This window comes from Curtobacterium ammoniigenes NBRC 101786, from assembly GCF_001571045.1.
GTDB lineage: Bacteria > Actinomycetota > Actinomycetes > Actinomycetales > Microbacteriaceae > Curtobacterium > Curtobacterium ammoniigenes.
In genome coordinates this window covers 331151-357259 of the sequence record NZ_BCSV01000004.1, presented here as the reverse complement: position 1 = coordinate 357259, position 26109 = coordinate 331151, and the positions used below count along the sequence as shown (strand labels likewise).

The 26109-nt window shown below is 68.0% G+C and carries 21 protein-coding genes and 1 pseudogene; 14 read left to right on the top strand and 8 right to left on the bottom strand.

Annotated features, from left to right (window positions below; translation table 11 throughout):
- The first annotated feature begins 24 nt into the window (after window positions 1–24).
- The 3 genes from CAM01S_RS10710 to CAM01S_RS10700 are packed head-to-tail and all read left to right on the top strand — an operon-like array spanning window position 25 to window position 3751.
- Entirely contained in the window at window positions 25–978 is a 954-nt protein-coding gene (locus CAM01S_RS10710; RefSeq protein WP_066520947.1) for a carbohydrate ABC transporter permease, read from the top strand.
- Window positions 975–1877: a carbohydrate ABC transporter permease gene (locus CAM01S_RS10705; protein WP_066520944.1), complete on the top strand. Its 903-nt coding sequence runs from the start codon at window positions 975–977 to the stop codon at window positions 1875–1877. Before CAM01S_RS10710 ends, CAM01S_RS10705 begins: the two co-directional genes overlap by 4 nt.
- Before the next feature lie 47 nt (window positions 1878–1924).
- Window positions 1925–3751: a hypothetical protein gene (locus CAM01S_RS10700; protein WP_066520941.1), complete on the top strand. Its 1827-nt coding sequence runs from the start codon at window positions 1925–1927 to the stop codon at window positions 3749–3751.
- Window positions 3752–3811: 60 nt separating this feature from the next.
- On the opposite strand, the gene CAM01S_RS15115 is transcribed toward CAM01S_RS10700, so the two are convergent.
- Complete coding sequence (locus tag CAM01S_RS15115) at window positions 3812–6022, bottom strand: glycosyl hydrolase family 95 catalytic domain-containing protein (RefSeq protein ID WP_066520932.1); 2211 nt, start codon at window positions 6020–6022, stop codon at window positions 3812–3814.
- Window positions 6021–6272 (bottom strand): annotated as a pseudogene (locus tag CAM01S_RS15290) (glycoside hydrolase N-terminal domain-containing protein); the annotation flags it as partial. The pseudogene CAM01S_RS15290 and the gene CAM01S_RS15115, both read right to left, overlap by 2 nt.
- Window positions 6273–6446: 174 nt before the next feature.
- Here CAM01S_RS15290 and CAM01S_RS10685 point away from each other — a divergent pair.
- The 7 genes from CAM01S_RS10685 to CAM01S_RS10655 are packed head-to-tail and all read left to right on the top strand — an operon-like array spanning window position 6447 to window position 14418.
- Entirely contained in the window at window positions 6447–7649 is a 1203-nt protein-coding gene (locus CAM01S_RS10685) for a Gfo/Idh/MocA family protein (RefSeq protein ID WP_066520928.1), read from the top strand.
- Window positions 7646–8824 (top strand): dihydrodipicolinate synthase family protein, encoded by a 1179-nt coding sequence (locus CAM01S_RS10680; RefSeq protein WP_066520925.1) that lies wholly within the window; start codon window positions 7646–7648, stop codon window positions 8822–8824. The genes CAM01S_RS10685 and CAM01S_RS10680 overlap by 4 nt, the downstream gene beginning before the upstream one ends.
- Window positions 8821–9696: a sugar phosphate isomerase/epimerase family protein gene (locus CAM01S_RS10675; protein WP_066520921.1), complete on the top strand. Its 876-nt coding sequence runs from the start codon at window positions 8821–8823 to the stop codon at window positions 9694–9696. The genes CAM01S_RS10680 and CAM01S_RS10675 overlap by 4 nt, the downstream gene beginning before the upstream one ends.
- Window positions 9615–10811: a glycerate kinase gene (locus CAM01S_RS10670; RefSeq protein WP_245631610.1), complete on the top strand. Its 1197-nt coding sequence runs from the start codon at window positions 9615–9617 to the stop codon at window positions 10809–10811. The genes CAM01S_RS10675 and CAM01S_RS10670 overlap by 82 nt, the downstream gene beginning before the upstream one ends.
- On the top strand, window positions 10808–12943 hold the full coding sequence (locus tag CAM01S_RS10665; RefSeq protein ID WP_066520916.1) for a DUF6807 family protein: 2136 nt from the start codon (window positions 10808–10810) through the stop codon (window positions 12941–12943). The genes CAM01S_RS10670 and CAM01S_RS10665 overlap by 4 nt, the downstream gene beginning before the upstream one ends.
- A 23-nt stretch (window positions 12944–12966) precedes the next feature.
- Window positions 12967–13875, top strand: coding sequence for an ACT domain-containing protein (locus CAM01S_RS10660; RefSeq protein WP_083527946.1), 909 nt, complete (start codon window positions 12967–12969; stop codon window positions 13873–13875).
- A gap of 42 nt (window positions 13876–13917) precedes the next feature.
- On the top strand, window positions 13918–14418 hold the full coding sequence (locus CAM01S_RS10655; protein ID WP_083527945.1) for a universal stress protein: 501 nt from the start codon (window positions 13918–13920) through the stop codon (window positions 14416–14418).
- On the opposite strand, the gene CAM01S_RS10650 is transcribed toward CAM01S_RS10655, so the two are convergent.
- Window positions 14315–16705 carry an HAD-IC family P-type ATPase gene (locus CAM01S_RS10650; protein ID WP_066520909.1) on the bottom strand — a complete coding sequence of 797 codons (2391 nt, stop codon included), beginning with the start codon at window positions 16703–16705 and terminating at the stop codon, window positions 14315–14317. The genes CAM01S_RS10655 and CAM01S_RS10650 overlap by 104 nt on opposite strands.
- Before the next feature lie 143 nt (window positions 16706–16848).
- Between CAM01S_RS10650 and CAM01S_RS10645 the strand changes: the two genes are divergently transcribed.
- The 3 genes from CAM01S_RS10645 to CAM01S_RS10635 are packed head-to-tail and all read left to right on the top strand — an operon-like array spanning window position 16849 to window position 19095.
- Window positions 16849–17871, top strand: a complete 1023-nt coding sequence (locus CAM01S_RS10645) for a DUF4389 domain-containing protein (protein ID WP_157071522.1) — start codon at window positions 16849–16851, stop codon at window positions 17869–17871.
- Between the two features lie 10 nt (window positions 17872–17881).
- Complete coding sequence (locus tag CAM01S_RS10640; RefSeq protein ID WP_157071521.1) at window positions 17882–18409, top strand: hypothetical protein; 528 nt, start codon at window positions 17882–17884, stop codon at window positions 18407–18409.
- Window positions 18406–19095, top strand: coding sequence for a phosphoribosyltransferase (locus CAM01S_RS10635; protein ID WP_066520901.1), 690 nt, complete (start codon window positions 18406–18408; stop codon window positions 19093–19095). The genes CAM01S_RS10640 and CAM01S_RS10635 overlap by 4 nt, the downstream gene beginning before the upstream one ends.
- Here the strand turns inward: CAM01S_RS10635 and CAM01S_RS14390 are convergent.
- The 5 genes from CAM01S_RS14390 to CAM01S_RS10610 all read right to left on the bottom strand — a co-directional run bounded on the left by CAM01S_RS14390 (window position 18990) and on the right by CAM01S_RS10610 (window position 24423).
- A complete protein-coding gene (locus CAM01S_RS14390) occupies window positions 18990–19874 on the bottom strand; it encodes a universal stress protein (protein WP_169795866.1) in 885 nt (294 codons plus the stop codon). The genes CAM01S_RS10635 and CAM01S_RS14390 overlap by 106 nt on opposite strands.
- 75 nt (window positions 19875–19949) lie before the next feature.
- Window positions 19950–21521: a phospholipase D family protein gene (locus CAM01S_RS10625; protein ID WP_157071520.1), complete on the bottom strand. Its 1572-nt coding sequence runs from the start codon at window positions 21519–21521 to the stop codon at window positions 19950–19952.
- Entirely contained in the window at window positions 21502–22596 is a 1095-nt protein-coding gene (locus CAM01S_RS10620; protein WP_066520892.1) for a Gfo/Idh/MocA family oxidoreductase, read from the bottom strand. The genes CAM01S_RS10625 and CAM01S_RS10620 overlap by 20 nt, the downstream gene beginning before the upstream one ends.
- Window positions 22597–22607: 11 nt before the next feature.
- The gene (locus CAM01S_RS10615; RefSeq protein ID WP_066520889.1) at window positions 22608–23510 is read right to left on the bottom strand and encodes a carbohydrate ABC transporter permease; all 903 of its coding nucleotides are present in this window, start codon (window positions 23508–23510) and stop codon (window positions 22608–22610) included.
- Window positions 23500–24423 (bottom strand): carbohydrate ABC transporter permease, encoded by a 924-nt coding sequence (locus tag CAM01S_RS10610; protein ID WP_066520886.1) that lies wholly within the window; start codon window positions 24421–24423, stop codon window positions 23500–23502. Before CAM01S_RS10610 ends, CAM01S_RS10615 begins: the two co-directional genes overlap by 11 nt.
- A 322-nt stretch (window positions 24424–24745) precedes the next feature.
- Between CAM01S_RS10610 and CAM01S_RS15110 the strand changes: the two genes are divergently transcribed.
- A complete protein-coding gene (locus tag CAM01S_RS15110) occupies window positions 24746–26092 on the top strand; it encodes an ABC transporter substrate-binding protein (RefSeq protein WP_066520883.1) in 1347 nt (448 codons plus the stop codon).
- Window positions 26093–26109: the final 17 nt, after the last annotated feature.

Sequence of the window (26109 nt, the reverse complement as noted above, 5' to 3'; positions counted from 1 at the left end):
CGCTCCGTCGACTCGGAGGAACCTATGACCGCCACGGCAACAGCGCGCGGCGAGCGTGCTTCGGAGCGGGGGACCAAGTCCTCCGCTCCGAAGCGGCGTCGCGCGAAGCTCAATCGATACACGATCGCGCCGCTCGTCCTCATCTCGGCGAACGTGATCCTCTTCTTCGTCTTCTTCGTGTGGCCGGCCCTCATCGGGCTCTGGTACTCGTTCACGAACTACACCGGGGTGGGCGACGCCCAGTTCGTCGGTGTGCAGAACTATGCGCAGCTGTTCGGCGACGGGCAGTTCTACTCGGCCCTACTGCGGACGGTCGTGTACACCGTCGTCGTCGTCCCGTTCAGCTACTGCTTCGCCCTGCTGTGCGCGGTGCTCATGACGAGCAAGTACGCCAAGGGCAAGGCAGCGGTGCGGATCATCCTGTTCATTCCGTGGCTGATGTCGGCGATCATCACCGGCGTCGTGTGGCGGTGGCTGTTCGGCGAGAACTTCGGGCTCATCAACTTCTTGATCGAGTCCGTCGGCGGGAAGCCGGTGCTCTGGCAGTCGAACGCCAACCTGTCGCTCTTCGTCGTCGTCATCGCGGCGACGTGGGCGGGCACCGCGTTCTCGATGCTCCTCTTCATCGCGGCGATCAAGAACGTGCCGCAGTCGTACTACGAGGCCGCGCAGCTCGACGGTGCAGGACCGTGGCGTCTGTTCAAGGACATCACGCTGCCGAGCATCGCGCCGACGTCGTTCATCGTGATCCTCATCACGACCCTCGGAGCGATGAAGGAATACGCCCTGTTCATCTCGCTCAACAACGGCGGACCCGGCACGGCGAACAATCTGCTCGTCCAGTACATCTATCAGACCGGGTTCCAGCGCGGGCAGATCGGGTACGCGAGCGCGGCGAGCTTCGTGCTCATGATCATCCTCATGGCGGTGGCGCTGATCCAGCTCGCCGTGAACAGAAGGGCGGCGAAACGGCAATGACCGCGACCAGCATTCGCGACCGCGCAGGAGCGCGCGTCGGCAAACCCCGCATTGAGCGGCGCAAGAAGAAGGTGTTCGGGCCGGAGACCGGCCGGTATATCTCCACCACGACGCTCTTCTGGATCATCGGCGTCGCGTACGGGTTCCCGGTCGTCTGGTTCGTGCTCAGCTCGTTCAAGCCGGCCGGCGACCTGTTCTCATATCCCCTGACGCTGCTGCCAAAGGAATGGAACTTCGCGGGCTACGTCTCCGCGTGGAACAGCTTCAACTTCTACCAGTTCTTCCTCAACACGCTCGTCGTGTCCGTGCTGACAACTGCCCTGACCATTGTCGCCAGCTGCTGCACCGGGTATGCCCTGGCGAAGTACGACAACAAATGGCTGCGCGCGTTCTTCGTCTGCATCCTCGCGACGACGATGCTGCCGACCGAGGTGATGCTCGCGCCGTCGTTCCTGGTGATCCGGGACCTCGGGCTCTACAACTCCCTCGCCGGCATCATCGTGCCGTCGATCCTCACGGCGACGGGCGTTCTGATGTTTCGGAGCTTCTTCCTCACCGTTCCGGACGAACTGGTCGAGGCGGCGCGGATCGATGGCGCTCGCGAATTGAGCATCTTCTTCCGCATCATGGTGCCGCTCGCGCGTCCCATCATGTTGACGCTCGCGATCTTCTCGTTCCAGTGGCGGTGGAACGACTACATCTGGCCGCTGCTCGTGCTGAACGACCCCAGCAAGTTCACGTTGCAGATCGGGCTCGAGAGCATCGTCGGCGCACAGAACATCAACTGGAGTGTGCTGCTCGATGCGTCGGTGATCTCGATGATCCCGCTCGTGATCCTCTACGTCTTCTTCCAGAAGTACGTGATGAACGCGAACATCAACGCAGGCCTCAAGGACTGATCGCTCTGGTCGGGCAGAACAGCCGCCCCCTCCCGTGAAAGGACTCCGTGTCGCAATCGCTCCTCCCCGCCGAATACGTCGAATCCGCGGCGAAGCGCGCACTCGCCATCCTCACCGCTGACCGGTCGGGAGGCGCGGGGCGGCTTGTCGACGAGCCGCACCGGACGCTGATGCGGGACGCGAAAGTGCTGCTGTCGCTGGTCGTCAGCGGCGGTGGCGGGGAGGCGCTGCGTGCCTCCGAGCTGATCGCGGCAGCGCAGCGCCGGGTGGACGCACTGCGATCGCTGCAGTCCTCGTCGGGGCTGTTCATCGGTGGCGACAACCTGCAGTCGCCGCCCGACAGCGCGTTCACGATCAACGACGTGTGCGACACGCTGGCATTCCTCCCGCGCGTCGGGCAGCACGGTGGCGGCCGCGGCGACGAAGGGGGCGGCGACGACCCCGGCGCCTCCAACCCGAACGCCGGGAACGCTGTGGCGATCGAGCCAGTGCGCGCAGTGCTCGAGCGCATCGTCCGCGATGCGACCGACGCGCTCCTGCACGGCGGTATTCACACCCCGAACCATCGGTGGGAGATCAGTGCCGCCCTGGCACGCATTCACTATCTCTCTCCAGATCCTCGGCTCGTGGACCGGGTCGATGAATGGCTCGCGGAGGGTGTGGACGTCGACAATGACGGCATCTACTCGGAGCGAAGCCCGAATTACGCCGCGCATGTGACGAACCCCTCCCTCACCGCACTCGCGCGGATCCTGGAGCGACCGGCGCTCGATGCGGTCGTCGAGCGCAACCTCGACGTGACCCTGGCGCTCATCCGGCCGGATGACACGGTCGAGACTCTCCAGTCACGGCGGCAGGACCAACGCGAGCGCTTCCCGCTCGCCGCCTACGCCGGCGCCTACCGCATTGCTGCGGTTCGCACGGGCCGAGCCGACTTCGCGGCGATCGCGCGCCGCGCGGCGGCATCAGCGCCCACCGACCCGGAGCTCCTGGCCGCGGCGTTGCTCGAACCGGCCCTGTGCGCGCCGCTTCCTGCCGACCAGTCGGTCGACCGGGAGTCGCTGCCGGCCTTCGCCGAATCGGGAGAAACATTGGATGCGCCCGACGACCGGTTGGCGAGCATTGCGGTCGTGCCGTCGATCCAGATGGCGGTGCACCGGTCGGATCATGTCGAGGCGGTCCTCTACGCGGGGTCGGACTATGCGCAGGCTGGACGCATCCGGTCCGGGCTTGCCAACAATCCGACGTTCGCGCGACTCTTCGCCGGGGAGGTTCGGCTCGACTCGATCCGACTGTCGCGCTCGTTCTTCGACATGGGTCCGTTCCGGCCGAGTTCACTCGAGCGAACCGGCACCGACCGGTTCGTGCTCACCGAGACGGTGCGCGCGGCGTACTACCAGCCGCTCGCCCCGGAACACCGCGATCCCGACGGTGCGTATGCGCTCGTCGACGACGGACGATTCAGTGCCGCCATGGCATTCCCGCTGCGGAAGCAGGATGTCGTGACGATGCGGACACGGGTGGAGGCGCGCCTCCTGCCCGATGGCATGGATCTCGACGTCGAGTTGGACGCGCCGCGACTCGGGTGGTCGCTCGAGTTCGCCTTCGCTCCGGGTGGCGAACTCGTCGGGGGTCTGCGCGCCGATGACGGTACCTGGATCCTGCCGAGCGGCGCGGGGGAGTATCGCGTGGGCACGACGGCTCTTGGAATCCGCGTCAGCGGAGCTGCGCTCAGCGACGATCCGATGCCGTACGAGCCAGGGCAGGACTACACGTTCCTCGGCGGAACCGACGCGGCTGACGGTGTTCGGGTCCGCGTCGGCGGGACTGCTCCGACGCGCTTCCGCGTGGCGTTGCGGGCGACGCGCGGCTGACCGGACCCGGGCTGCCACCGGACAGGTCCAGCCTGCGGTCGACCCTGTCCCGCGGCGATGTCAGCTGCGCGGCCGGAAGTCGCCCTGATGCAGTGCGACGACGGAGCGCGCTTCGTCGAAGACGATGGGCACGGACATGCCGTTCCACCGCACGACATGCTTTCCATGGGCTGTTGTGGTCCGCGCCTCCAATCGGGCGGACCGCAGGAGCGGCTTCCCGGCGTCGGTGCGTGACCACGTCAAGTCGACCGCGATCCCCGGCCGCGCGATGAGTCCGCGCACCGATCCGCTGCCGAGTGCGGCGGGGAGCGCAGGAAGGAGATCGATCGTGCCCCGATGCGACTGCAGCAGCATCTCCGCGACCGCAGCCGTGAACCCGAAGTTTCCGTCGATCTGGAACGGCGGGTGCGCGCCGAACAGGTTCGGGTACAGGCCACCGTGCAGCGAGTCGGGGGTGACACCCTCCATCGTGCGAAAGACCAGTCGGAGCAGACGATCGATCGCGGCCGTGTTGCCGGTGCGTGCGCGAAGCGCGAGCTTCCACGCGAGCGACCAGCCGGTCGAGTCGTCACCGCGGCGGTCCAATGTCCGCTCGACGGCGTCGCGGAGCTGGCCATCGAGCGCCTGCGTTCCGGGGTAGGCGAACCAGAGATTCGACAGGTGCCGGTGATCCGGTTCGACCGCTGGCCGATCGGCGTGCCACTCGGCGACCACACCATCCTCGGTCGGCTCGATCGGCGCCAGGTGCCGGAGGGCGCTCTCGACCCGGTCGGAGAAGGCGTCGCGCGGCGATGCGGCGGCGAGCACCTGGTACGATCGGAGCGCGGCCGCGATAAGCGCGAGGTCCATCGTCGACGAGCGGTCGACGGGTGCGCGATCGCCCTCCGGCGTCCGAAACGCATTCTCCGGGGATGTCGACGGTGAGGTCCCGAGTCGGCCGTTGCTGTCGAGGATCATCCAGTCAAGCGCGAACGCCACCGCGCCGCGCACGATCGGCAGAATGCGCTCGCGGAAGTCCGTATCGGCCCCGAAGGCGGCGTGCGTGACGAGCGGGTCGATCAGCCACAGCGCGCCCATCGGCCAGAACGACCACGCAGGATCGTGCGTTCCGTCGCCGATCGGGTCCGTGAACGCCCACGCGTCGGTGTTGTGGTGCACCACCCATCCGTCCGCGCGATAGAGACGACGTGCAGTCTCGGAACCGGCGATCGCGAGCGCCTCGACCAGGTCGACCAGTGGGTCGAGCGTTTCGGGGAGCGCCGTGATGTCGGCCGCCCAGTAGTTCATCTCCACGTTGATGTTCGTGGTGAAGTTCGAGCTCCACGGCGGCCGAACGCTGTCGTTCCAGATCCCTTGCAGGGTGGCCGGGAGACCTCCGTGCCGGGATGCGGAAATGAGCAGGTAGCGCCCGTAGTGGAACAGGAGTGCGACGAGGTCTGGGTCGCGCTGCGGATCTGCTGACTCGGCGACGGCACGGAGCCGTTCGTTCGTCATGCGCGGTGTCGTCGTGTCTGAAGGGTCGCGATCGGCGTCGAGGGCGAGTTCGACCCGGTCGTACAGTTCCGCATGATCGCGCCGATGACGAGCGCGGACCGCATCCACACCGGCCCGGACAGCATCGCCCACCGCTCGTGCAGCGCGTGCTGCCGCGTCCGCGGCGGTCCCGCGCGGCGGGCTCCCGGGCGCGACAAAGGTCGTCGCGGTTGCCAGGACGATGCTCACCCGCCGTGCGGCGGGCAGGTGCACGGACGTCGCCGGGCGCTCGTCCCATCGTGCGCCGCCCGAGTGCAACGTCGCCGCACGCGTGACGGTTCGCTCGACCGGCACGCCGTCGATCAGGACCGCGGCGACCACGGCGCCCTCGACCGTGCCGGCGCCCCACCGGATCGGCTCGTCCACCTCGTCGTGTGGCGGCACGACGTCGGATGGGAGGCGTACACCGATTGCCAGCGCATGCTCGCCCGGGTCGACCGACAGTGCGTGCAGGGGCGTCGTCAGCGCGATCGTGAGGCGCCCGAGGGCGCGCTCGGGCAGGCCGACCTCGTGCACGAGAACGCCGGCGTCGGCGCTGACGAAGGTCTCGGTGCGGATTGCGGCATCGCCGACGTGGAACGCCGTGCGATGTGTCGCAGTCGCGAGATCGAGTGTGCGGGTGTGATCGGTGACCGGGGCTGTCGTGTCGGGCTCGAGGCGGACCTCCAGGATCGGCGAACGGCAGGAACGCCTGCGTGTGACCGTGCTGCAGGCGCTGCAGCGCAACGGCCGCGTCACCGAATCGCTCGGCGTCGATCGCCGTGCGCGCCTCGTCGAGCGCGGCGGTTGCAGCAGACGTCGTGATCGCTGCGGGATGCAGTGCGTTCGGGCCGCCGGACCACGCGCCGCCGTCGTTGAGTTGAAGACGGTCGATCAGCGCTCCGCCGAAGCACATCGCTCCGGTGCGCCCGTTGCCGAGCGGGAGCGCTTCAGTCCACTCGCGCGCGCCGCCGGCGTAGCGCAGTGCGTGTCGATCGTTCACGACCATCCTCGTTCCTCGTACCGCTCGGCATGACAATCCTCGATGACGGGCCAGTTCGCGCGGTGCAGCGGATTGGTGTGCTCGCGCATCTGTTGTTCGACTGCACGCTCCTGTAAGGTCAATGGTAAGCGCTTTCCAAAGCAAGAACGATCGATGGCGATCCGAAAGGTACGAGGCACCATGGCAACATCCCCACTTGGCATCATCATGAACGGCGTCTCCGGGCGAATGGGGTACCGCCAGCACCTCGTGCGGTCGATCCTCGCAATCCGCGAGCAGGGCGGGGTGGAGCTCGCCGACGGGTCGCGCGTGCAGGTCGAACCGCTCCTCGTCGGCCGCTCCGAGTCGAAGCTCGCCGAGATCGCCGCACGCCACGGCCTCGAACACTGGACGACCGACCTCGACGCCGCGCTCGCCGACCCGCGCTGGAGCATCTACGCCGACTTCCTGGTCACGAGCGCCCGCGTCCCCGCGATCACGAAGGCCATCGCCGCCAGAAAAGCGATCTACACCGAGAAGCCGACGGCCGAGACGGCCGCCGACGCCTTCGAGATCGCCCGCCTCGCCCAGGCGGCGGGCATCAAGAACGGCGTCGTGCACGACAAGCTCTACCTGCCCGGCCTCCGCAAGTTGAAGCGCGTCATCGACTCGGGATTCTTCGGCCGCATCCTCAGCGTCCGGGGCGAGTTCGGCTACTGGGTGTTCGAAGGCGACTGGCAAGAGGCGCAGCGACCGAGCTGGAACTACCGCGCCGAAGACGGCGGCGGCATCGTCGTCGACATGTTCCCGCACTGGAACTACGTGCTCGAAAACCTCTTCGGACGCGTCGAGTCGGTCTACGCCGAAGCCGTCACACACATCCCCGAGCGCGTCGACGAGCGCGGCGCCGCATACCCGGCCACCGCCGACGACGCCGCCTACGGCATCTTCGACCTCGCCGGAGGGATCCGCGCCCAGATCAACTCGAGTTGGGCAGTCCGCGTGCACCGCGACGAGCTCGTCGAGTTCCAGGTCGACGGCACAGAAGGCAGCGCCGTCGCCGGCCTCTTCGGGTGCCGGGTGCAGCACCGCACCGGAACCCCCAAGCCGACCTGGAACCCGGATCTCCGCGACGATCGGCCGTACCGCGACCAGTGGTTCGAGGTACCCGACAACGACGTGTACGAGAACGGCTTCAAGGTGCAGTGGGAACAGTTCATCCGACATGTCGTCGAGGACGCCCCGCATCCCTACGACTTCTTCGCCGGTGCGCGGGGCGTCGCACTCGCGGAGGCGGGCCTTCGCTCGAGTCGGGAGGGTCGCCGTATCACCCTCGCCGACCTTGCGTCGGGGGAGCAGGCCGAGACGAGCCTCCAGAGCGCACCGGTCGGAGTCTCCGCGTGAACGACCTGACGCTGGTCGACAGTGACGGGCGCCGGTCGACGGCGCCCCTGCGCCCCGCGCCCGCCTGGACGAAGCCCGCCTCGCCGCTTTCCGAGCGCGTCGTCTACGCAGCGGCCCACGTCGTGCCCAGGGTGACCGGTGACAACACGCCCGGAGCACCGGCAGACATCGACTGGGAGGCGACACTCGCCTTCCGACACCACCTCTGGTCATGGGGACTCGGCGTCGCCGACGCGATGGACACCGCGCAGCGGAACATGGGACTCGATCCGCCGGCCGTGCGGGCGCTCATCGCCCGGAGCGCCGCCGAAGCGCAGTCCGTCGGTGGACGCATCGTCGTCGGCGTGAACACCGACGACATCGAGTCCGACAGCGCGACGCTTGACGAGATCGTCGCGGCATACATCGGGCAGCTCCGGCACGCCGAAGAGCACGGCGCCGGCACGGTGCTCATGGCAAGCAGGCACCTCGCCAGAGCCGCAACCGGCCCCGACGACTACCGACGGGTCTACGAGCGAGTCATTGCGGCTGCTGACGAGCCTGTGGTCTTGCACTGGCTCGGACCCGCCTTCGACCCGATCCTCGAGGGCTACTTCGGATCGCGATCGGTCGCGGCGGCGACCGAGACAGTGCTCCGGATCATCGGCGACGCTGGCGAGCGGGTCTCGGGAATCAAGATGAGCCTCCTGGACGCGGACGCCGAGATCGCGGTTCGCGACCGCCTTCCCGGAGCCGCTCGCATGTTCACCGGTGACGACTACCACTACGTGGACCTCATGTCCGAGCGCGACGGACACCACTCCGACGCGCTGCTCGGCGCGTTTGCCGCCGTCGGCCCGGTTGCCTCGGCAGCAGTGCAGGCGCTCGCCGAACCGGACGGCGCCACGCTCTTCCGGACGATTCTCGAACCGACCGAGGCGCTCAGCCGGCACATCTTCGCCGCACCCACCTGGCACTACAAGACCGGGATCGCGTTCCTCGCCTGGCTCAACGGACATCAGCCGGCGTTCACCATGGTCGGCGGCCTGCATGCCGCCCGGAGCGTCCCACACCTGTCCGAGATCGTGCGTCTCGCGAACGTCAGCGGCGCGCTCGAGCAGCCGGAGCTCGCCGCAGCCCGCTGGGACGCATACCTCCGGCTCGCCGGAGTCGTTTCCGCGACGGTCCTCGTATGAGCGGCGCATCCGCGCATCCGCGCCTCTCGCTCAATCAGGCAACCGTGAAGCGCGCGTCACTGCAGGAGGCGGTCGACGCTGCTCGATCCGCCGGCATCACGGCGATCGGGACATGGCGCGAGCCCGTCGCGGAGATTGGGCTCGAGAGCGCAGTCCGGTTGATCGAAGACTCCGGGCTTCGCGTGTCATCGCACTGTCGCGGCGGGTTTTTCACGGAGCCGGACCCAGCGAAGCGGCAGCTGGTGCTCGACGACAATCGGCGGGCCATCGAGGAGACAGCGGCGCTCGCCGCAGCTGGGGCGCTCGGCTCGCGCGCAGTGCTCGTCCTCGTCGCGGGGGGCCTTCCCGACGGCTCCCGCGATCTCGTCGGCGCTCGCTCGAGCGTCGCGGACGCGCTCGCCGAACTCGGGCCGTTCGCCGAGGAGGCTGGCGTGACGCTCGCCGTCGAGCCGCTCCACCCGATGTATGCCGCAGACCGCGCCGTCGTCTCGACTCTTTCGCAGGCGCTCGACCTCGTTGCGCCGTTCGATCCAAAGGTCGCCGGGGTCGTCGTCGACACCTTCCACATCTGGTGGGATCCCGCCGTGGAAGCGTCGATCGCGCGCGCCGGTGCGGAGGGACGGATCGCGTCGTACCAGGTGTGCGACTGGCTGACGCCGATCGCCGCGGACCCACTGCTCTCACGCGGCATGATGGGTGACGGAAGCATCGACTTCCCCCGGATCACCCGAGCGGTGGACGCGGCAGGCTACGACGGGGACGTGGAGGTCGAGATCTTCAACGAGGCAGTGTGGAGCGCCGAACCGCGCACGGTGGCGGCCAGGGTCGCAGCGACGTTCGCCCAGCACGTTCCGATCCCCGTATCGGCCTGATGCGGGTACTGATCGCGCCGGACTCGTTCAAGGGGACGGCCACGGCGGCGGAGATCGCTGCCGCCATCGGCGAGGGTTGGCGCCGAGCATGTCCCGGCGACACGATCCGCCTGGCACCGATGGCGGACGGCGGGGAGGGAACGCTCGATGCACTCGCGGCCGCCGTCGACGGCGCTGAGCGCGTGCCGGTCGTCGTGCGCGGGCCGGACGACCGCACCGTCGAGACCGCGTGGCTGCGTCTCCCGGACGGGCGTGCGGTGGTCGAGTTGGCCAGCACGAGCGGCATCACGCTCCTCGACCGCCTCATCCCGGACCATGCGCACACGCTTGGATTCGGCGACGCCATCGCAGCCGCGCTCGACGCCGGCGCGACCGGCCTCATCCTCGCGATCGGCGGCAGCGCGTCGACCGATGGCGGGCTCGGCGTCCTGCGCGCCTTGGGGCTCCGGACCACCCCGGAGACGGCCGCCGACGGACCCGATGGGATGTTCGGTTCGGCCGCGCTCGACCTGATCACGTCGGTTGACCGCTCCGCGCTGCGCCCGCTGCCGCCTGGTGGCGTCGTCGTGCTCACCGATGTCGACGCGCCGCTCACCGGCCCGCATGGCGCTGCCGCGATCTTCGGGCCGCAGAAGGGCGTCGAGCCCGCACGCGTGCCCGTCTTCGATGCGCGTCTCGCCCGCTGGGCCGCGCTCTTCCCCGGCACCGATCCGGCGACTGCGGGAGCGGGCGCAGCGGGAGGTGTCGGCTTCGGGCTCCTCGTGTGGGGGGCGACGCTCGAGCGCGGCGCGGACGTGCTGAGCGATCTGCTCGGACTCCGGTCGCTCGTGGTCGACGCGGACATCGTGATCACGGGTGAGGGGTGCTGGGACGCGCAGTCGCTCACCGGCAAAGCACCCGGTCTCGTCGCCGAGCTCGCCCGCTCGTCGTCGAAAGGGATCGCGCTCATCGCTGGGACGATTCGCATGCCGCTCGCCGGCGCGCTCGCAGCCGTCGGACTCGACCAGCTCGCCGACGAGGCGGGCGACGGTACGGACGCGATGCGGCGACCCGTGCACTGGGCGACCGAGGCTGGCTTCAAGGTCGCGAGCGCTGTGGCCGAGGAACACGCGTGAGTGACAGTATCGGCGATCGCCGCCTCCCGACCGTCATGCTCATCGGCGTCCGCGGGTTCGGCAGCGTCCACCTTGCGAACATCCGCCGACTGGAGGCCCGTGGTCGCCTCCGACCCGTCGCGCTGGTCGATCCGCTCCTGAGGTCCGAGCTCGCGGCAGCCGCGCGCGCTGATCCGACGTCGACCAAGCCCGCCAGCGACACGGACACGATCCGCTTCGATGACCTCCCGTTGTTCGCCTCGTTCGCAGACGCGCTCCTCGAGGTCGGGGTCCCGGATGTCGTCGTCGTCGCCGCGCCGATCCCGGCTCACGCCGACATCGCAGCGGAGGTGCTCCGCGCCGGAGCCGATCTCCTGCTCGAGAAGCCGCCGTTCGCGCGGCTCGACGACTTCCACGCGCTCCTGGCGCTTCAAGCCGAAACCGGGCGCCGCATCCAGGTCGGGTTTCAGAGCCTCGGATCAGCCGCGCTCGCCGACATCGCCGCGGACGCCTGGAACATCGGCCCGATCGTCCACGTCCGGGCGATGGGCGCTTGGGTACGGCCCCGTCGGTATTGGGCGCGATCCTCCTGGGCGGGACGACGCAGCCTGCATGGGCGCGACGTCACCGACGGAGCGGTCACCAACCCGTTCGCGCACGCCGTGGCGACGGCGCTTTCCATCGCCGGGGTGCACGCGGTCGATGATGTCGCGTCGGTCGTCGTCGACGCCTACCGGACCAACCCAATCGATGGCGACGACACGACCGCGCTCGTCGTGCGCGCGCGCCGGGCGGCACCCACGGTGAGTGCAGCGTTCACGCTGAGTGCCGCGGTGACCGAAGCGCATGTCGAGGGCGACGACCCGCCGCCCGTGATCGAGATCGTCGGAGCGCACGGCACCGTCCGATTCCGCTACACCGAGGACGAGGTGGTCGACGCAGCCGGGAGCGTCCATCGCACCGGTCGCACCGACCTCCTTGAGAACCTCCTCGACCACCGCGAGCACGGATCGCCGCTCCTGGTGCCGCTCGAGGCGACCGGGGCGTTCATGCGGGTCCTCGAAGCGATGCGGCTCGCGCCGGAACCGACGCGCATCGAGGAACGCTTCATCACGATGCACGGCGACGGCGTCGAGGCGCACCCGGTCCTCCATGAGGTCGAGCACTGGATCCGTGCTGCCGCCGACGTCGACGGCACCTTCGTCGATGCTGGCGCCCCGTGGGCGAGCGCCCGGCGCGACGCCGAACTCGCCGCGATCCGGGCAGGGGAGGCCGCGCGGCCGGTCGCGGCGCTCGTCGACGGTGTCGGCACCAGTTCGTCCTCATCACCACGCCCGTTCCTCTTTCCGATTCGCACGTTTGGCGGTGTCGATCTGGCAGCACGGCGGCCGGCCGATCACGACTGGCACCTCGGTCTCGCCGTCGCCTACGCCGACGTGAACGGCGTCAACTTCTGGGGCGGAAACACGTTCGTGCCGGGCCTCGGCTATCGCATGCTCGACGACCACGGGCGCATGGACGTCACGGAGCTGCACGCCGACGAGGGTGCGATCACGGCATCGATCAACTGGGTCGGGGCCGACGGCTCGCTCGTGCTGGTCGAACGCCGCTCGGCGCGCGCCGACCAGCTGGCCGAGGACGTCTGGATGCTCACGGCCCACAGCGCGCTCAGCACCGCGTCCCTGAACCCGGTGCGGCTCGGCGGGCCCGGGCCGAACGGTCGCGTCGGCGCAGGGTACGGCGGCTGGTTCTGGCGCATGCCGTCCTGTGAGGACATCGTCGTACGGACTTCGGAGGCGGTGGGCGAGTCCGCCGTGCACGGAACGGTCGCGCCGTGGCTCAGCTGGTCCGCACGGTTCACGGCAACGCAGGACACGACCGGTGAGGCCACCGTCGTGTTCCTTCCCGGGGACGGATCGGAGGCGGATCCATGGTTCGTGCGTGCCGCCGAATATCCGGCGGTCGGCCTCGCACCGACGTGGGACCGGGCCCGCGCGGTCGAGCCGGGCGATTCGTTCGATCGCGGCCTCATCGCCGTGATCGCGGACGGGCGCCGCGACCCGGCTGAACTCGTCGAGCTGATCCCCGGAGTCACTCGCGAACGGGTTCAGGAATCGGTTCGCGATGGATACCGGGGCGCAACACCCCTGTAACGCTCGCGGAGAACAATCGGTCCATGAGGCGACCTGCGCGTGCGACCGTGGTCGATCTCCGGTGCCCGGAATGCGGGCAGTTGCCGGTGCCCGAGACGCACCGCAACGTGCTTGCGCAACTCGCGGTGATCCTCCCGCTCGACTTTGCGCTGAACGCGGTCGTGGGATCGATCCGCGTTCCGTTCGCGGTGTCGGTCGCCGTGCTGACGATCCTTGGAACGCTGCTCAGCATCCTCATCGCCGAGCCGACCGCAATGCGTCTGTTCCGGGGATGGCTGCATGCGCCGGCGCTGCATCGTCGCCACCACCTGCACAGCGTTCCAGCGCTCTGGCGTGCACGAGCCACGCTCGAAGACCAGCCGGGGAGTCTCCGTCGGGTCGCCGATCAGCTCGCACGGCTCGGCGTGAACGTCCTCGCGATCGAGATGCATCCGATGGACGACGCCCGGGTCGTCGATGAGTTCGTGCTGTCCGCTCCGGGGTCTGTGTCCGGAGACCACATCGTCGGATCGCTGGTGAACGCCGGCGCAACCACACCACTCGTGTGGCCGACAACGGCGGTCGCGCTGCAGGACGGGCAGACGCACGCGCTCACGCTCGCCGCTCGTGTGGTCGACGACCCGAGCGAGCTGCCCCACGCCCTCGCTGAACTGCTCCGCGCTCGCGTTGCCGTGGAGCCCTGTCCGCAAGCGGTTGGAACTGCCACGGGCTCGACCCATGCATTGCCCGATGCGGGAGAGGCGGCGCGACCGGCGACCGGAAGCGGCTCGTCACCGGAGCGCGATACCACCGAGCGCGTGTCGGATCTGCAATTGCAGACACGCGTCGGCGTCATCACGATCAGCCGCCCGGGGGAGCCGTTCACGTCGGCCGAGGCCGCGCGAGCCGAGCACCTCGCCGCGCTCGCTCACGGAGCACCGGCTTCGGCCTGAGCCAGCCTGCCGATCGCAGTGCCGTGGTGGCATGATCGCGACATGGCGAATCCGATCGGTCGGAGCCCCGTGCTCCTTGGTGTGCGGTCGCCCGTCGTGGACAGTGTTGTTCGTGTGGCGGCGGGTTTCGCGCGGCAGCTCGATGCGCCGCTGCTCTGCGTCATTGTGGATCCGTCGCGCTTCGCGGCGGGCCGTCGTTCGGACGGATCGATCGTGGTCGAGTCGATCGACCCAGATGATGACGACGCGGACCAGCAGATGCGCGCATCCGACCTGGAGGCACGGCTCCGGTCGATCGTCTCGCCAACCGGTGTCGAGGTGGCCGTTCGCGCCGAGATGGGAGATCCAGTCCGCGAGTTGAGCCGTGTCGCAGATGCCGAGCAGGCGCTGATGATCGTGGTCGGCACCCATCGCGGCCGAGGCCGGGCCTCGGAGTTCTTCAGTGGCTCGATCGCCGCGCAGCTCGCGCACCGGCAGCATCGTCCGGTGCTGGTCGTGCCGACGGATCCGGTCGGGTCGGACGAGCCGCTGCCCTGGTCGTGACGTGTCCGGGACGGTCGGTTCGCTGCAGGATGAGCTGTGATGCGACCGCCGCTCCGCATCCTGCTGCGGCGACCCCCGCGCAGAACCACGAGAACGCTTCGGGCGGCGCCTGGAGCACGAAGAATGAACGGACGAACGGCAGTGCGTCGGCCCCGAGTGCGACCGCCACCATTGCGGCCAGCGTCATCATCCGCCAGCCGCGGATGGGCCGCGACTGCATCGCGAGCACGCTCAACCCGATGCAGACGAGGACCGCGGTCGTGGCGGTGCGAACCTGCGCCTGCGGGAGCGCGAGGGTGCGTCCGTAGGCCGCGACGGTGATCAGGGCGGCCCCGAGAATGACGCCGTTGGGCACGGCGGCGCGCATGACACGACGGAGCAGTCCAGGACGGTACCGATCGCCCGCTCGCAGGAGCGCAAGGACGAATGCCGGGATCCCGATCGTCAGCCCGTCGCTCGCGGAGAGCTGACGGGGAAGGAACGGCGTCTCGAGCACCAGCGCGCCGAGTCCGACCGCGAGCAGCATCATCGCGACGGTCTTCGTCAGGAAGAGCACGGACACGCGTTCGACGTTCGCGATCACCTTGCGCCCCTGCGCGACGACCGCGGGCAGATGGTCGAAGCGGTCGTCGAGCAGGACCACTCGCGAGATCGCCTTCGTTGCATCGGCGGCGGATCCCATCGCGATCCCCAGGTCGGCATCCTTGACGGCGAGCGCGTCGTTCACGCCGTCTCCGGTCATAGCGACGGTGTGCCCGGCGCGTTGCAGCACGTGGACGGCCGCGCGCTTCTGATCCGGTGTCACGCGCGCGAGCAGTCGATGCCGCAGGACTGCCGCGGCGAAGCGCTCCGGGTCGTCGGCGATCTCGCGAACATCGAGCACGGGATCCGTGAGACCGACAGAGCGCGCCACGAAGGCGACGGCATCCGCGCCGTCGCCGGAGATGATCCGCACCTCCACGCCTTCTCGTTCGAAGAACTGCAGCGTCCGGCGGGCGTCGGCGCGAATCTTCTCCCGCAGGGCGATGAGCGCGATCGCGCGAAGCCCGAGCGGCAGTGCCGGTTCGTCACCGGACTCGTCGAGCGGCGAGGTGGTTCTGGCGAGCAGCAGCAACCGAGCCCCCTCGTGTGAACTCGACGAGACGCCGCACGGCTTGGCGAGGACATCCGCGGCTCCGACTACCCAGGTTCCGTCTGCAATCCCATCGAGGGTCGCCGCGCTCCAACGCCGAGACGCTGCGAACTCGACATGAGCGGTCGCGCCGACACCACGCTCTGGAAAGTCCTCGTGCAATGCGCGGAGCGATGGTCCTGCTGCAGGATCGGACGCAAACCAGCCGAGAGCGGCGGACCAGGCGTCCGTTCCGATATCGACGTCGAACGGCTCGACGTCGACTCCCGCCAGTTCTCGCTCGGTGAGTGTTCCGGTCTTGTCGATGCAGAGGACGTCGATGCGCGCCAGACCTTCCACCGCAGCGAGCTCTTGAACGAGAACCCGCTGCCGGGCGAGCGATCGCGCTCCGAGGAAGAACGCAATGCTCGTGATCAGAACGAGTCCAAGCGGAATCATGGCGATGAGCGCGGCCACGGTGTCGACGGTCGCCTGCCGCCATTGCGCCGAGGAGAAGATCGCTCGCCACCCGCCCTGGACCTGTACCTGCGCGTTGCACATCACGGCAGCGAGCGGTATGAGGGCCCAAGAAATCCAGCGGAGGACACGATCGATGCCCGCGCGGAGCTCCGACCGCACCAGCGAGAACCGACGCGCATCCGCCAGGACTCGACCGGCAAACGAGTCCGCACCCACCGCGACGACCTGTGCGGACGCGCTTCCGGCGAGGATCGTGGAACCGGACAGCAGCCGATCGCCGACCCTGCCCGATACCGCGGTCGACTCGCCGGTGAGGAGCGACTCGTCGATCTCGAGACGTGTGGCCTCGAGGATGACAGCATCCGCGGTCACCTCATCTCCGGAGCGAAGGACGAGCGTGTCGTCAACGGCGACCTCGTGCTGCTCGACCACCTGCTCGACGCCGTCGCGTACGACGCGTGCGCGCGGGGCGCTGAGGATCTGCAAGCGGTCGAGAACGCGCTTGGCGCGATATTCCTGCGCCGTGCCGATGACGATGTTCGCGAGGGCGGTCACACCGAAGAGCGCGTCCTGCCAACGGCCGAGAACGAGGAGCACGCCGAAGCCGCTCACCACGAGGGCGTTGAAGAACGTGAAGAGGTTCCCGCGGAGGATGTCCCACACGCTCCGACTGGTGGCCGCTCGGATCGAACGCACGGCTGAGTCTCACGCCCCGCGGTGGATCGGTGCAGGGTACGAAGTCCCGAACCCGCTGCAACGGTCGCGCGAGCAATGCGTCGAGTACCGACGCGGGACGTTGGTCGCTGGCGGTCATCCGGATCCGCGCATTCCATCGGGACATGACGACGATGGCGCACTCACCGAATCGCACCCCAGCCGTGCCTCCATCAATGGTGGTCCTCGTGATGGTCGGCGCGGTCATGGTGACCAGCAGCGGCGCCGTCGTCGCGCTCGCGGGCATGTCACTCGATCTCGGGTTGCGCGGAACGGTGCAGGAGGGGTACGTCGCCCCGCCGTCGACGCTGTCATGGGCGACGCCGCCTGTGGGCGCTGTTCTGGCGGCGCTGGCACTGCTTCTCGGGGGGATCGTCCTCATCCTGGTCGGTGCGACAGGCATCGGCAGGCGTTTGCTCACCAGTCCATCAACGAGCCCGATCCACGATGCTCGACAGCGCCCCGCAGTGCTCCTGACCGGCGAACCGCCGGAGCATCTTTCCCGGGGGCTGTGGCTGGTGAAGTGGATACTCGTCATTCCGCACGCGGTCGTCCTGATCGGGCTCGGCATTGCCTTCGGCGTGACCACGATCGCGGCGGGCATCGTGATCGTCGTGAGCGGTCGGTATCCAGCTCCGCTTTTCGCGTTCAATGTGAGCGTGCTCCGCTGGAGCTGGCGCGTCGGCTTCTACGCGTACTCGGCTCTGGGTACCGACGTCTACCCGCCGTTCTCGTTCGGGCGCCCGGCATACCCCGCGGATCTTGAGATCCGACGGCCGGAACGGCTCTCCCGTGGGCTCGTGCTCGTCAAGTGGTGGCTGCTCGCCGTGCCGCACTATGTGCTGCTCGCAGCACTGACCGGAGGCACCGGCATCCCACTGTCCGCGTCGGGCACGGGGGACAGCCGGGGGCTGTCTGTCCTCACCGTGCTCGTGCTTGTCGCCGGATTCATGGTGCTCTTCACACGGCACTACCCGTCCGGGACATTCGACTTCGTCATGGGCGCGAATCGCTGGGCGTATCGCGTGGCCGCGTACGTGGGCCTGATGCGGGACGAGTACCCGCCATTCCGGCTCGACCAAGGTCCGCACGATCCCGGTGCGCCCGCGCTCGCGGATCGCACCTCCACGACTCTTCCCGCTGAATGAGGTGAGTGCCATGACTCGAAGCACCCCAGCCCGTCGTTCCGGTCTCGGTGCGGCGCCATCGAAAGCATCCGCTATTCTGCGGATCGGCATCATCGGTACGACAGGCTTCGTCGCGTTCACGGCCCTTGCCGGCGGAGCGATGCTGATGCTCGGACCATCCGAGAGCGTCATGGTGCCGCCGCGCCGCCTGCTGGAGGCCGTCGGGCTGCATGACTGGCTGATACCCGGCATGCTGCTCGCCGTTGTTGTCGGCGGATCCCACGCCCTTGCGTTCGACGCAGCACTTCGGCGCAGAACGTCCGCGGCGCTGGCGACCGCGTTCGCCGCATTCGCGCTCCTCGTCTGGATCTTCGTCGAGACCGTGCTCATTCCCTGGAGCGCACTCCAAGCGGCATACTTCGCGATCGGCCTGGCTGAGATGGCGATGGTGCTCATCGGGCTCGGTGTGCTTGCGGAGCGAACGGACAGGCTGCAACGGCCCCCGAACACTCCCACGCAGCCTCATCGCGAACCCCATCCGGTGCGGACGCAGTCATGAGTCATGAGAACACGGTCCGGTTCCGGGACCGAGCCGACGCCGGTCGCCAGCTTGCCGCCCAGGTCGCGCAACGGCGGTTCGCAAATCCGATCGTGCTCGGTCTCCCGCGCGGGGGCGTTCCTGTCGCGGCGGCGGTTGCCCAGACGCTGGGCGCGCCCCTCGATGTGATCGTCGTCCGGAAGCTTGGTGTGCCATTCGCTCCGGAAGTCGCCATGGGCGCGATCGGAGAAGGTGGCGTGGGCCTCGTCGACGGAGACCTCGTCGACCGTCTCGGCATCCGTTGCGAGGATGTCGACGCTGTGCACCGCGCCGAGAACGTCGTGCTCGCGGAACGCTCGTCCCGGCTCCGGCGGCTCCGCCCCGTCCTCGACCTCACGGGACACACCGCGATCGTCGTCGATGACGGCATCGCAACGGGTGCCACCATGGCGGTCGCGTGCCGCGTCGCACGACGGCGAGGAGCGACGCGAGTGATTGCTGCAGCACCTGTCGCCGCAGACGAGGTGATTCGCGGCCTGGACGAGGCGGATGAGGTCGTGACGGTCATGCGACCGTTGCACTTCGGCGCGGTGGGCGAGTACTACGACGCCTTCGCCGCCACTCCCGACGACACGGTCGAATCGCTCCTCGTCGCGGGGGCGGGCGCCGCAACGTCTCCGACCACGCAGACCGGCGCGGTCCCGTGATGCATCAGGCGCTCTCCCACCGAACCGGTGAGGAACGCTTCGGCCGCCGATCGATGTCGTCGACCGAGCACGATCAGGGCAGGGTTCTGGACCGCGATGAGTGCATCCGCTGCACTGCCCCGCCGCGACTGCCGTTCGATCGTGAGTGCAGCGTGCCGACGGTGGACGGCCCGCTGGGCGGCGGCCAGCTCAAGATCCGCGCCCTCCCGCCAGAAGTTCGGGTCGTCGTCGGTGAGGATCATGCCGTAGGGCGTCTGTGCGAAGGGGAGATCCCACGCTCGGAGCAGGACGAGACGACGACCGAGCCGCTCCGCGAACGAGGCGGCGACCTCGAGTGCGCGCCCCGCACTGCCACTGTCGACACCGACCACCACAGGCCCTTCGGCCGAGCGCATCCATCCCTCCGGAATCACCACGACCGGTGCAGCGGATTGCGCGACGACGCGTTCAGCGACACGGCCGCTGATGGCCGCAGCGAAGCGATGTGTCTGACGACCACCAAGAACGAGGACGTCGCGAGTCCGACTGTCTTCGACGAGCTGGCGAACCGTCGGCCCTTCGATCACTGCACGGACGACGTGGAGCCCGGGATGGTGATGCAGGAGCCGTTGCTTTGCCGCCTGCAGCCGTTCCTCCGCCCACTCGAGGTCCTCGCCGGACATGCCGTCGATGGTGAGGAGTCGAACGGCATCGTGTGCCGGGTCGACGACTTCGTCAACCCACTCGAGAGCATTCCAAGCGGCAGCCGTGTCGTCGATGCCGACGTCGAACGTGGTCATGCGCATCCTCCGATCAGATAGCAGGACGCTAACTCGATGGAGGCGGCGGACCGGGGGACCATCGTCCCACCGGCCTCAGAACCGGTTCGTTCCTCGCTCGCGGCGGGGCCTGCCGTCGGGGTCGAACAGGAACCGCGCGAGGAGCCCGGCCCAGATCCGCGTGATCGGGCCGACCGGTGCAGGGGTATGGGTTCGAAGTTGGCCCGCCGGGCGTGCACCGCGCCTCCCGCCCGCGTGCCATGCGTCGAGCGCCGCCGCTGCATCGCTCCAGATGGACAGGGAATCGTCGAGATCGATGATGCGCGAGTCGGACGCAGCGATACCGAGGTGCTCCGCCCAGAGCTCGGTGCGGAACGACCGGGCGAGCGTTGGATCGGGGTCGTCGTCGACGACGGCGCAGGTGAGTTCGCTGTCGGACGTCCACGATCGCCGGTTGATGTTCGCCGAGCCGCATGTGAACCAGGAATCGTCGACGATGCAGATCTTTGCGTGCACGTAAATCGGTGTGCCGCCCGCGTTCTCCAGGTCGAACACACCGACGCGACCTGGACCGGCGCGATGCAGCGAACGAAGCGCTCGGATCTGGCCGAGTCGACTCGGCGGGCCCGTCAGGGTGCCGTCCTGATCCGGGTATCGGGGCAGCACGACGATGACCTGGAGGTTCGGCTTGGCTCGCAGCGCCCGCGCCAGTCCCGAGACCACCTGCGTCGACCAGAGGTACTGATCCTCGATGTAGACGAGACGCTCGGCGCGGGCGAAGGCTTTCTCAAGCCCGCGCGCGACGGTGCGCTCGCCCTCCGGGGCGAAGGGGAATGGTGGATGGTTGACGCCGAAGGTGCGCAGCAGCTGGACCGAATGCGAGCCAGCTGCAGGTGGAGCCGGTGAGGTCGCGGGGAGCGGCGCAGGATGGCGCGGCATTCTCGCGAGCCGCTGCAACAGCATCAGGTAGGGCATGTCGCGGTCGAGGGGCGTCGGGTCGTTCCATCGCTCGGCGAAGAGCGCGAGCAGATCGGCGATGACCGGCCCGTGCAGTTCGAGCGCCGCATCGTGCCACGGCGGGGTGCGACCGTATCGCGGGTCCATGTCGACCGCCTGCGGGTCGCCGCCGTGCTCGGCGTCGTCGCGTCGGCTGTGGCAGAGGTCGAGGCCGCCGACGAACGCCACATCGCGCTCGGGCTCATCCGGATGCTGAATCACGAAGAACTTCTGATGATGCGACCCGAACGCGCGCACACGCTGGTCGAGGAGGGCTTCACCGCCCGCATCGTTGATCTTGCGCCCGAGCAGCTCGTTGGAGCGACCGCTCATCGGTCCGGAGATCTTCTCGCCGTGCGATCGCCAGAGCAGTCCGCGCACCTCGACGCCCGCGCGGGCGAGGTTCGCGAGCAGATCGCCGATCGTGGGGCCGCCGGGGCGCAGACGCTCGTCGGCGTCTCCGCGCCAGTCCGTGAACCAGACGCGGTCGCCCGGCTCCAGAGCGGTAAGCTCCGCGTGCAGCCGGGCGAAGTAGGTCGCTCCGTGAACGAGGGGCACGACGAGATTCCCGTCGGACCACTCGGACTCACCCGGATGACCCGCATGCACATGCGTGGCCAGGTTGCCGCGCTCACTGCGGGCGAGGAACCATTCACGAGGGCGCGTGGTCACGATTGAACACTACGGGTTCGACGCGCACGGCGCGCCCCGTGCTCGCAGCTTCGTCGATCGCGAGTCCGAGCGCGGCGTCGTGAATCGCCTCGTCCAGCGGGTACGGTCCTGGGCCGTCGTCGCGCGCCCACGCGACCGCGGCGGCGAGCATGTCCGTGATTGCAAGCTCCTCGTCGGACAGGCCCGCGCCGAAGAAGGCGTTCTGCCACAGGACGGTGCCATCCAGCGTGATCTGCACGAGCTCGCGCCGCTCGAAGTCGCCGTGGCCGCCGAGGTCCCTCCGGAGGATCATCGAATCGACCACCGTGTCTCGTTCTGTGAGCGCGACGATGCGGTCGTCCACGAGCTCTCCGGTGCTGCCGCGCGCGAGGAATCGGAACGAGCGGAGCGGGTTCCGGGTCTGCCCGTCAGTGAAGTCGTAGCGACCGAGGCTCGCACCGAAGTCGATCGTCGCGAGTGTCGTGGCCGACGGCATCGGTGTGGTCTCGCCAGTCCATCCGGTCCGGCTGTACGGCCCGACAAGCGGTGCGGTGTGCTGCACGGCGCGCACGGTCACCGGGCCGCGCCCGGCATCGAGCACGGCGCGGAGGACCGCCACGGCGTGATAGGTCTGCGCCTGCGACACTTCTGCGGAGCTGACGACCCCGATGGCACCCGCGCGGATCGCTGCGATCCGGGCCGCGGTCATCGGGTGACGCGGGTACTGTTCCGCGACGTGGACGAGCGGGAGGCTCGCAGCCCGTTTCGCGATCCGCTCCAGTCCCGCGCGCTCGGTCGCCGGCGGCGTCTCCAGGAGGACATGCGTTCCGGTCGCAACGATCCGGTCGACGAGCTGCTCCCTCGCCTCCGGAGGCGCGGTGACGATCACGAGGTCGGGTCGCGTGGCCAGCAGCTCGCGCACGTCATCGAGCCTTGGGGGAAGGGCATCAGCGTCGGCCCCACGGCGCGACAGCATGCCCGTGACATCGAACCGATCCGGGAGTGCCATGGCGACCGCGCACAGAAGGCGCGCGCGATACCCCGTGCCGACGAAGGCGATCCGTGTCGGCGATGAGCGCGTGTTCGGTGTGGGCACGCGATCGATGATTACTTGATTCCGGTGGTCGCGATACCCCGGATGAGGAATCGCTGGCCGAGCAGGAACGCGATGAAGACCGGAACCAGGGAGACGACGGACATCGCGAACAACTCGCCCCAGTTGCCGCCGGTCTGGTTGTCGATGAACTGACCGAGGGCGACCTGCACAGTCCACGTGTGCGGCTGCGTGAGGTAGACGATCGGCCCGAAGAACTCGTTCCACATCCAGATGAACGTGAAGATCGTCGTCGTCGCGAGCGCCGGCGTCATCAGCGGCAGGATGATGCGGAGGAAGATGCGGGCGTGTCCACACCCGTCGATCCGGGCTGCCTCATCGAGCTCGCGCGGGATCGCCCGGATGAACTGCACCATCAGGAAGATGAAGAACGAGTCGGTCCCCAGGACCTTCGGCAGGATCAGCGGCCAGAACGTGTTCAGCATGTGGACGTACGAGAACATGATGTACTGCGGCACCAGCGTGACCTGGAACGGCAGCATGATCGTCAGCAGCATGATCGTGAACGCGATCCGCTTGAACCGGAAGTCGAGGCGGGCGAACGCGTATGCCGCGAGCGAGCAGGCGAACAGATTCCCGAGCACCGCGCCGAGCACGATGATCACCGAGTTGCCGAGGTACACCGAGAACGGTGACGAGAGCGCCGTCCATCCGGCGGTGTAGTTATGCCAGTCGAACGTGTCGGGGATGATGCTGGGGTTCGTGAAGATCTCGTTGTTTGGACGCAACGAGCTGACGACCATCCAGAGGAGCGGGTAGATCATCAGGATCGCCGCGGCGATCATGATGATGTGCTTCACGACGCGCCAGGCGGAGTGCTGCGCGCGACCGCGAGTGCGGGGGATCGATCGTCCCTTCGGGACGACGAGGGCTCGGGTTGCAGGCTCAGTTGTCATAGAACACCCAGTACTTCGAGGACACGAACGTCACGGCGGTGATGATCGCGATGATGATGAACAGCAGCCAGGCCATCGCCGAGGCGTAGCCCATGTTGAAGTTCGCGAACCCCTGTTGGTAGAGGTAGAGCGAGTAGAACATCGTCGAGTCCGACGGGCCTCCCGTTCCGCCCGACACGACGAACGCCTGCGTGAACGACTGGAACGCGCCGATCAGCTGCAGGATGATGTTGAAGAAGATGATCGGGCTCAGCATCGGCAGGGTGACCTTGGCGAAGCGGGTCCACCGACCGGCGCCGTCGATGGAGGCCGCCTCGTAATACATGTCGGGGATCTGCCGGAGTCCGGCCAGGAAGATGATCATCGGCGCGCCGAAGGTCCAGATGTTGAGCAGGATGATCGTGCCGAGCGCGAATCGCGGGTCGGAGATCCAGCCCGGCAGGTTGTGCAGCCCGATCCCGCCGAGCACCTGATTGACGAGGCCGCCCTGGCCGAAGATCTGCCGCCAGAGGATCGCCACCGCCACCGAGCTGCCGAGGAGCGACGGCAGGTAGAAGATCGAGCGGTAGAGCGGAAGTGCGCGCATGCCGCGGTCGAGCAGCAGTGCGAGTGCGAGCGCCAACGCGAGCTGGATCGGCACGGAGACGAACACGTACTCGAACGTGACCCGGAGGGAGTTGATCAGCCGCGGGTCCTGGAACATGCGGATGTAGTTCGCGAACCCGACCGACTGCGGCTTCTGGATCAGGTTGTAGTTCGTGAACGAGATCCAGAGCGACGCGATCATCGGCCCGAGCGTGATGCAGATGAAGCCGATCAGCCACGGCAGCAGGAAGATGAACGCTGCCTTGTTGTCGCGCTTCCCGCTCGATCGTGCTGATCGAACGGAGCGCAGCTCTTCGAAGACGCTCACTTCGGCCCCTTTGTAGTCGACGTTGAGTACTGGGTGCGGCCCTGAGAGCCGGGTTTCCCGCTGTGCGAGACACGTTTCAGAAAACGCTTCCCGACGGGGGTTCGACAGAGTCTTGCATCCCGGGAGAGGGAGGTCAACCGTTCGACGATACCAATTTGGTAAGCGCTTGCCAGGACGCTTGTCCAGTCGCCTATCCCCTGAATGGGGGACGGGAAGTTCTGTGAATCTCGATTCGGGAAAGGGCTTGCACGACCGCTGGGCAGTCGTGCTATGGTCCCGGGAAAGCGTTTGCTCGCTGCACCTGACGTGGCAAGGAGGCCATATGTCACAGCAACTCTCTCGGCGCCAATTCGGGCTTCTCGCGCTGTCCGGACTCGGGACCACGTTCCTGCTGGCCGGCTGCAGCGGTACGGGGGCACCGGTCTCGGCCGGCGGAAGTACCGCGTCCGCCATTCCCTCCGCGGATGCGTTCAAGGCCGCCACGCTCAACTTCGAGTGGTGGACGAACCCGGTTCGCACGGCGTACACGAACACGCTCCTGCAGAACTTCCAGCAGGCCCACTCCGCGGTCAAGATCAATGCGGCGCCCGGCGAATGGGCGACGTATTGGACGAAGCTCTCGACGCAGGTCGCCGGGCAGACCGAACCCGACGTGATCCAGATGGATCAGGCGTACATCGCCGAGTACGGCGGACGCGGCTCGCTGATGGACATGTCGAACATCGGCAGCATCGACCTGACGCCGCTGAAATCCTCGCTCGCCGACGGCACGCTGAACGGGAAGCTCTACGGCATCCCGACGGGAATCAACGCCTACGGACTGCTCGTCAACAAGACACTGTTCCAGAAGGCGGGCGTCCCGCTGCCGGACGACAAGACCTGGACCTGGAACGACTACATCTCGACGGCGGCGAAGCTCAAGCAAGCCTCCGGAGGTGCGTTCACCGGCACCAACTGGCAGGGCGGTGACGGAGACCTGCAGGTGTGGCTGCACCAGCACGGACAGCAGCTCTACACCGACAAGGGCAAGATCGGGTTCACGCTCGACAACGTGACGAGCTGGTTCGCGATGGTCAAGAAGCTGTTCGCGTCCGGCGGTAGCCCGAGCCCGGACCAGTTCTCGAACGACATCGCCGCGTCCGTGCAGCAGACCCTGTTCGGCACCGGGAAAGCAGCGATGGGATGGGCCTGGAGCAACCAGGTGACCGCGTTCCAGCAGGCGAGCGGCGACGACGTGATCATCGTGCGGCCGCCGAGTGTCGCCGGCAGCGCGAGCAAGAACGGCATCTTCTACAAGCCGTCGATGTACTGGTCCATCGGCGCGCAATCGAAGTACCCGGCGCAGGCGGGGGCGGTCATCAACTACTTCCTCAACAGCACGGAAGCGGCGAAGCAGCAGCTCGCCGAGCGCGGCGTGCCGGTGAATCCGGAGGTGCTGAAGGTCGTCAAGCCGCTGCTTTCGAAGACCGACCAGCTCGGTGTTCAGTACCTGCAGGACATCAAGAGCGAGATCAAGTGGGTGCCGCCGGTGCCGCCCAAGGGCACGAGTACCGGCGCCGCCGTGGCGCAGCGCCACACCGAAGATGTCATCTTCGCGCGTGCAACGCCGGCCGCCGCTGCCGCAGGGTTCAAGTTGGAGATCGAGGGGCTGCTCGCCTCGGCATCCTGATATCACCACCGGTCGAG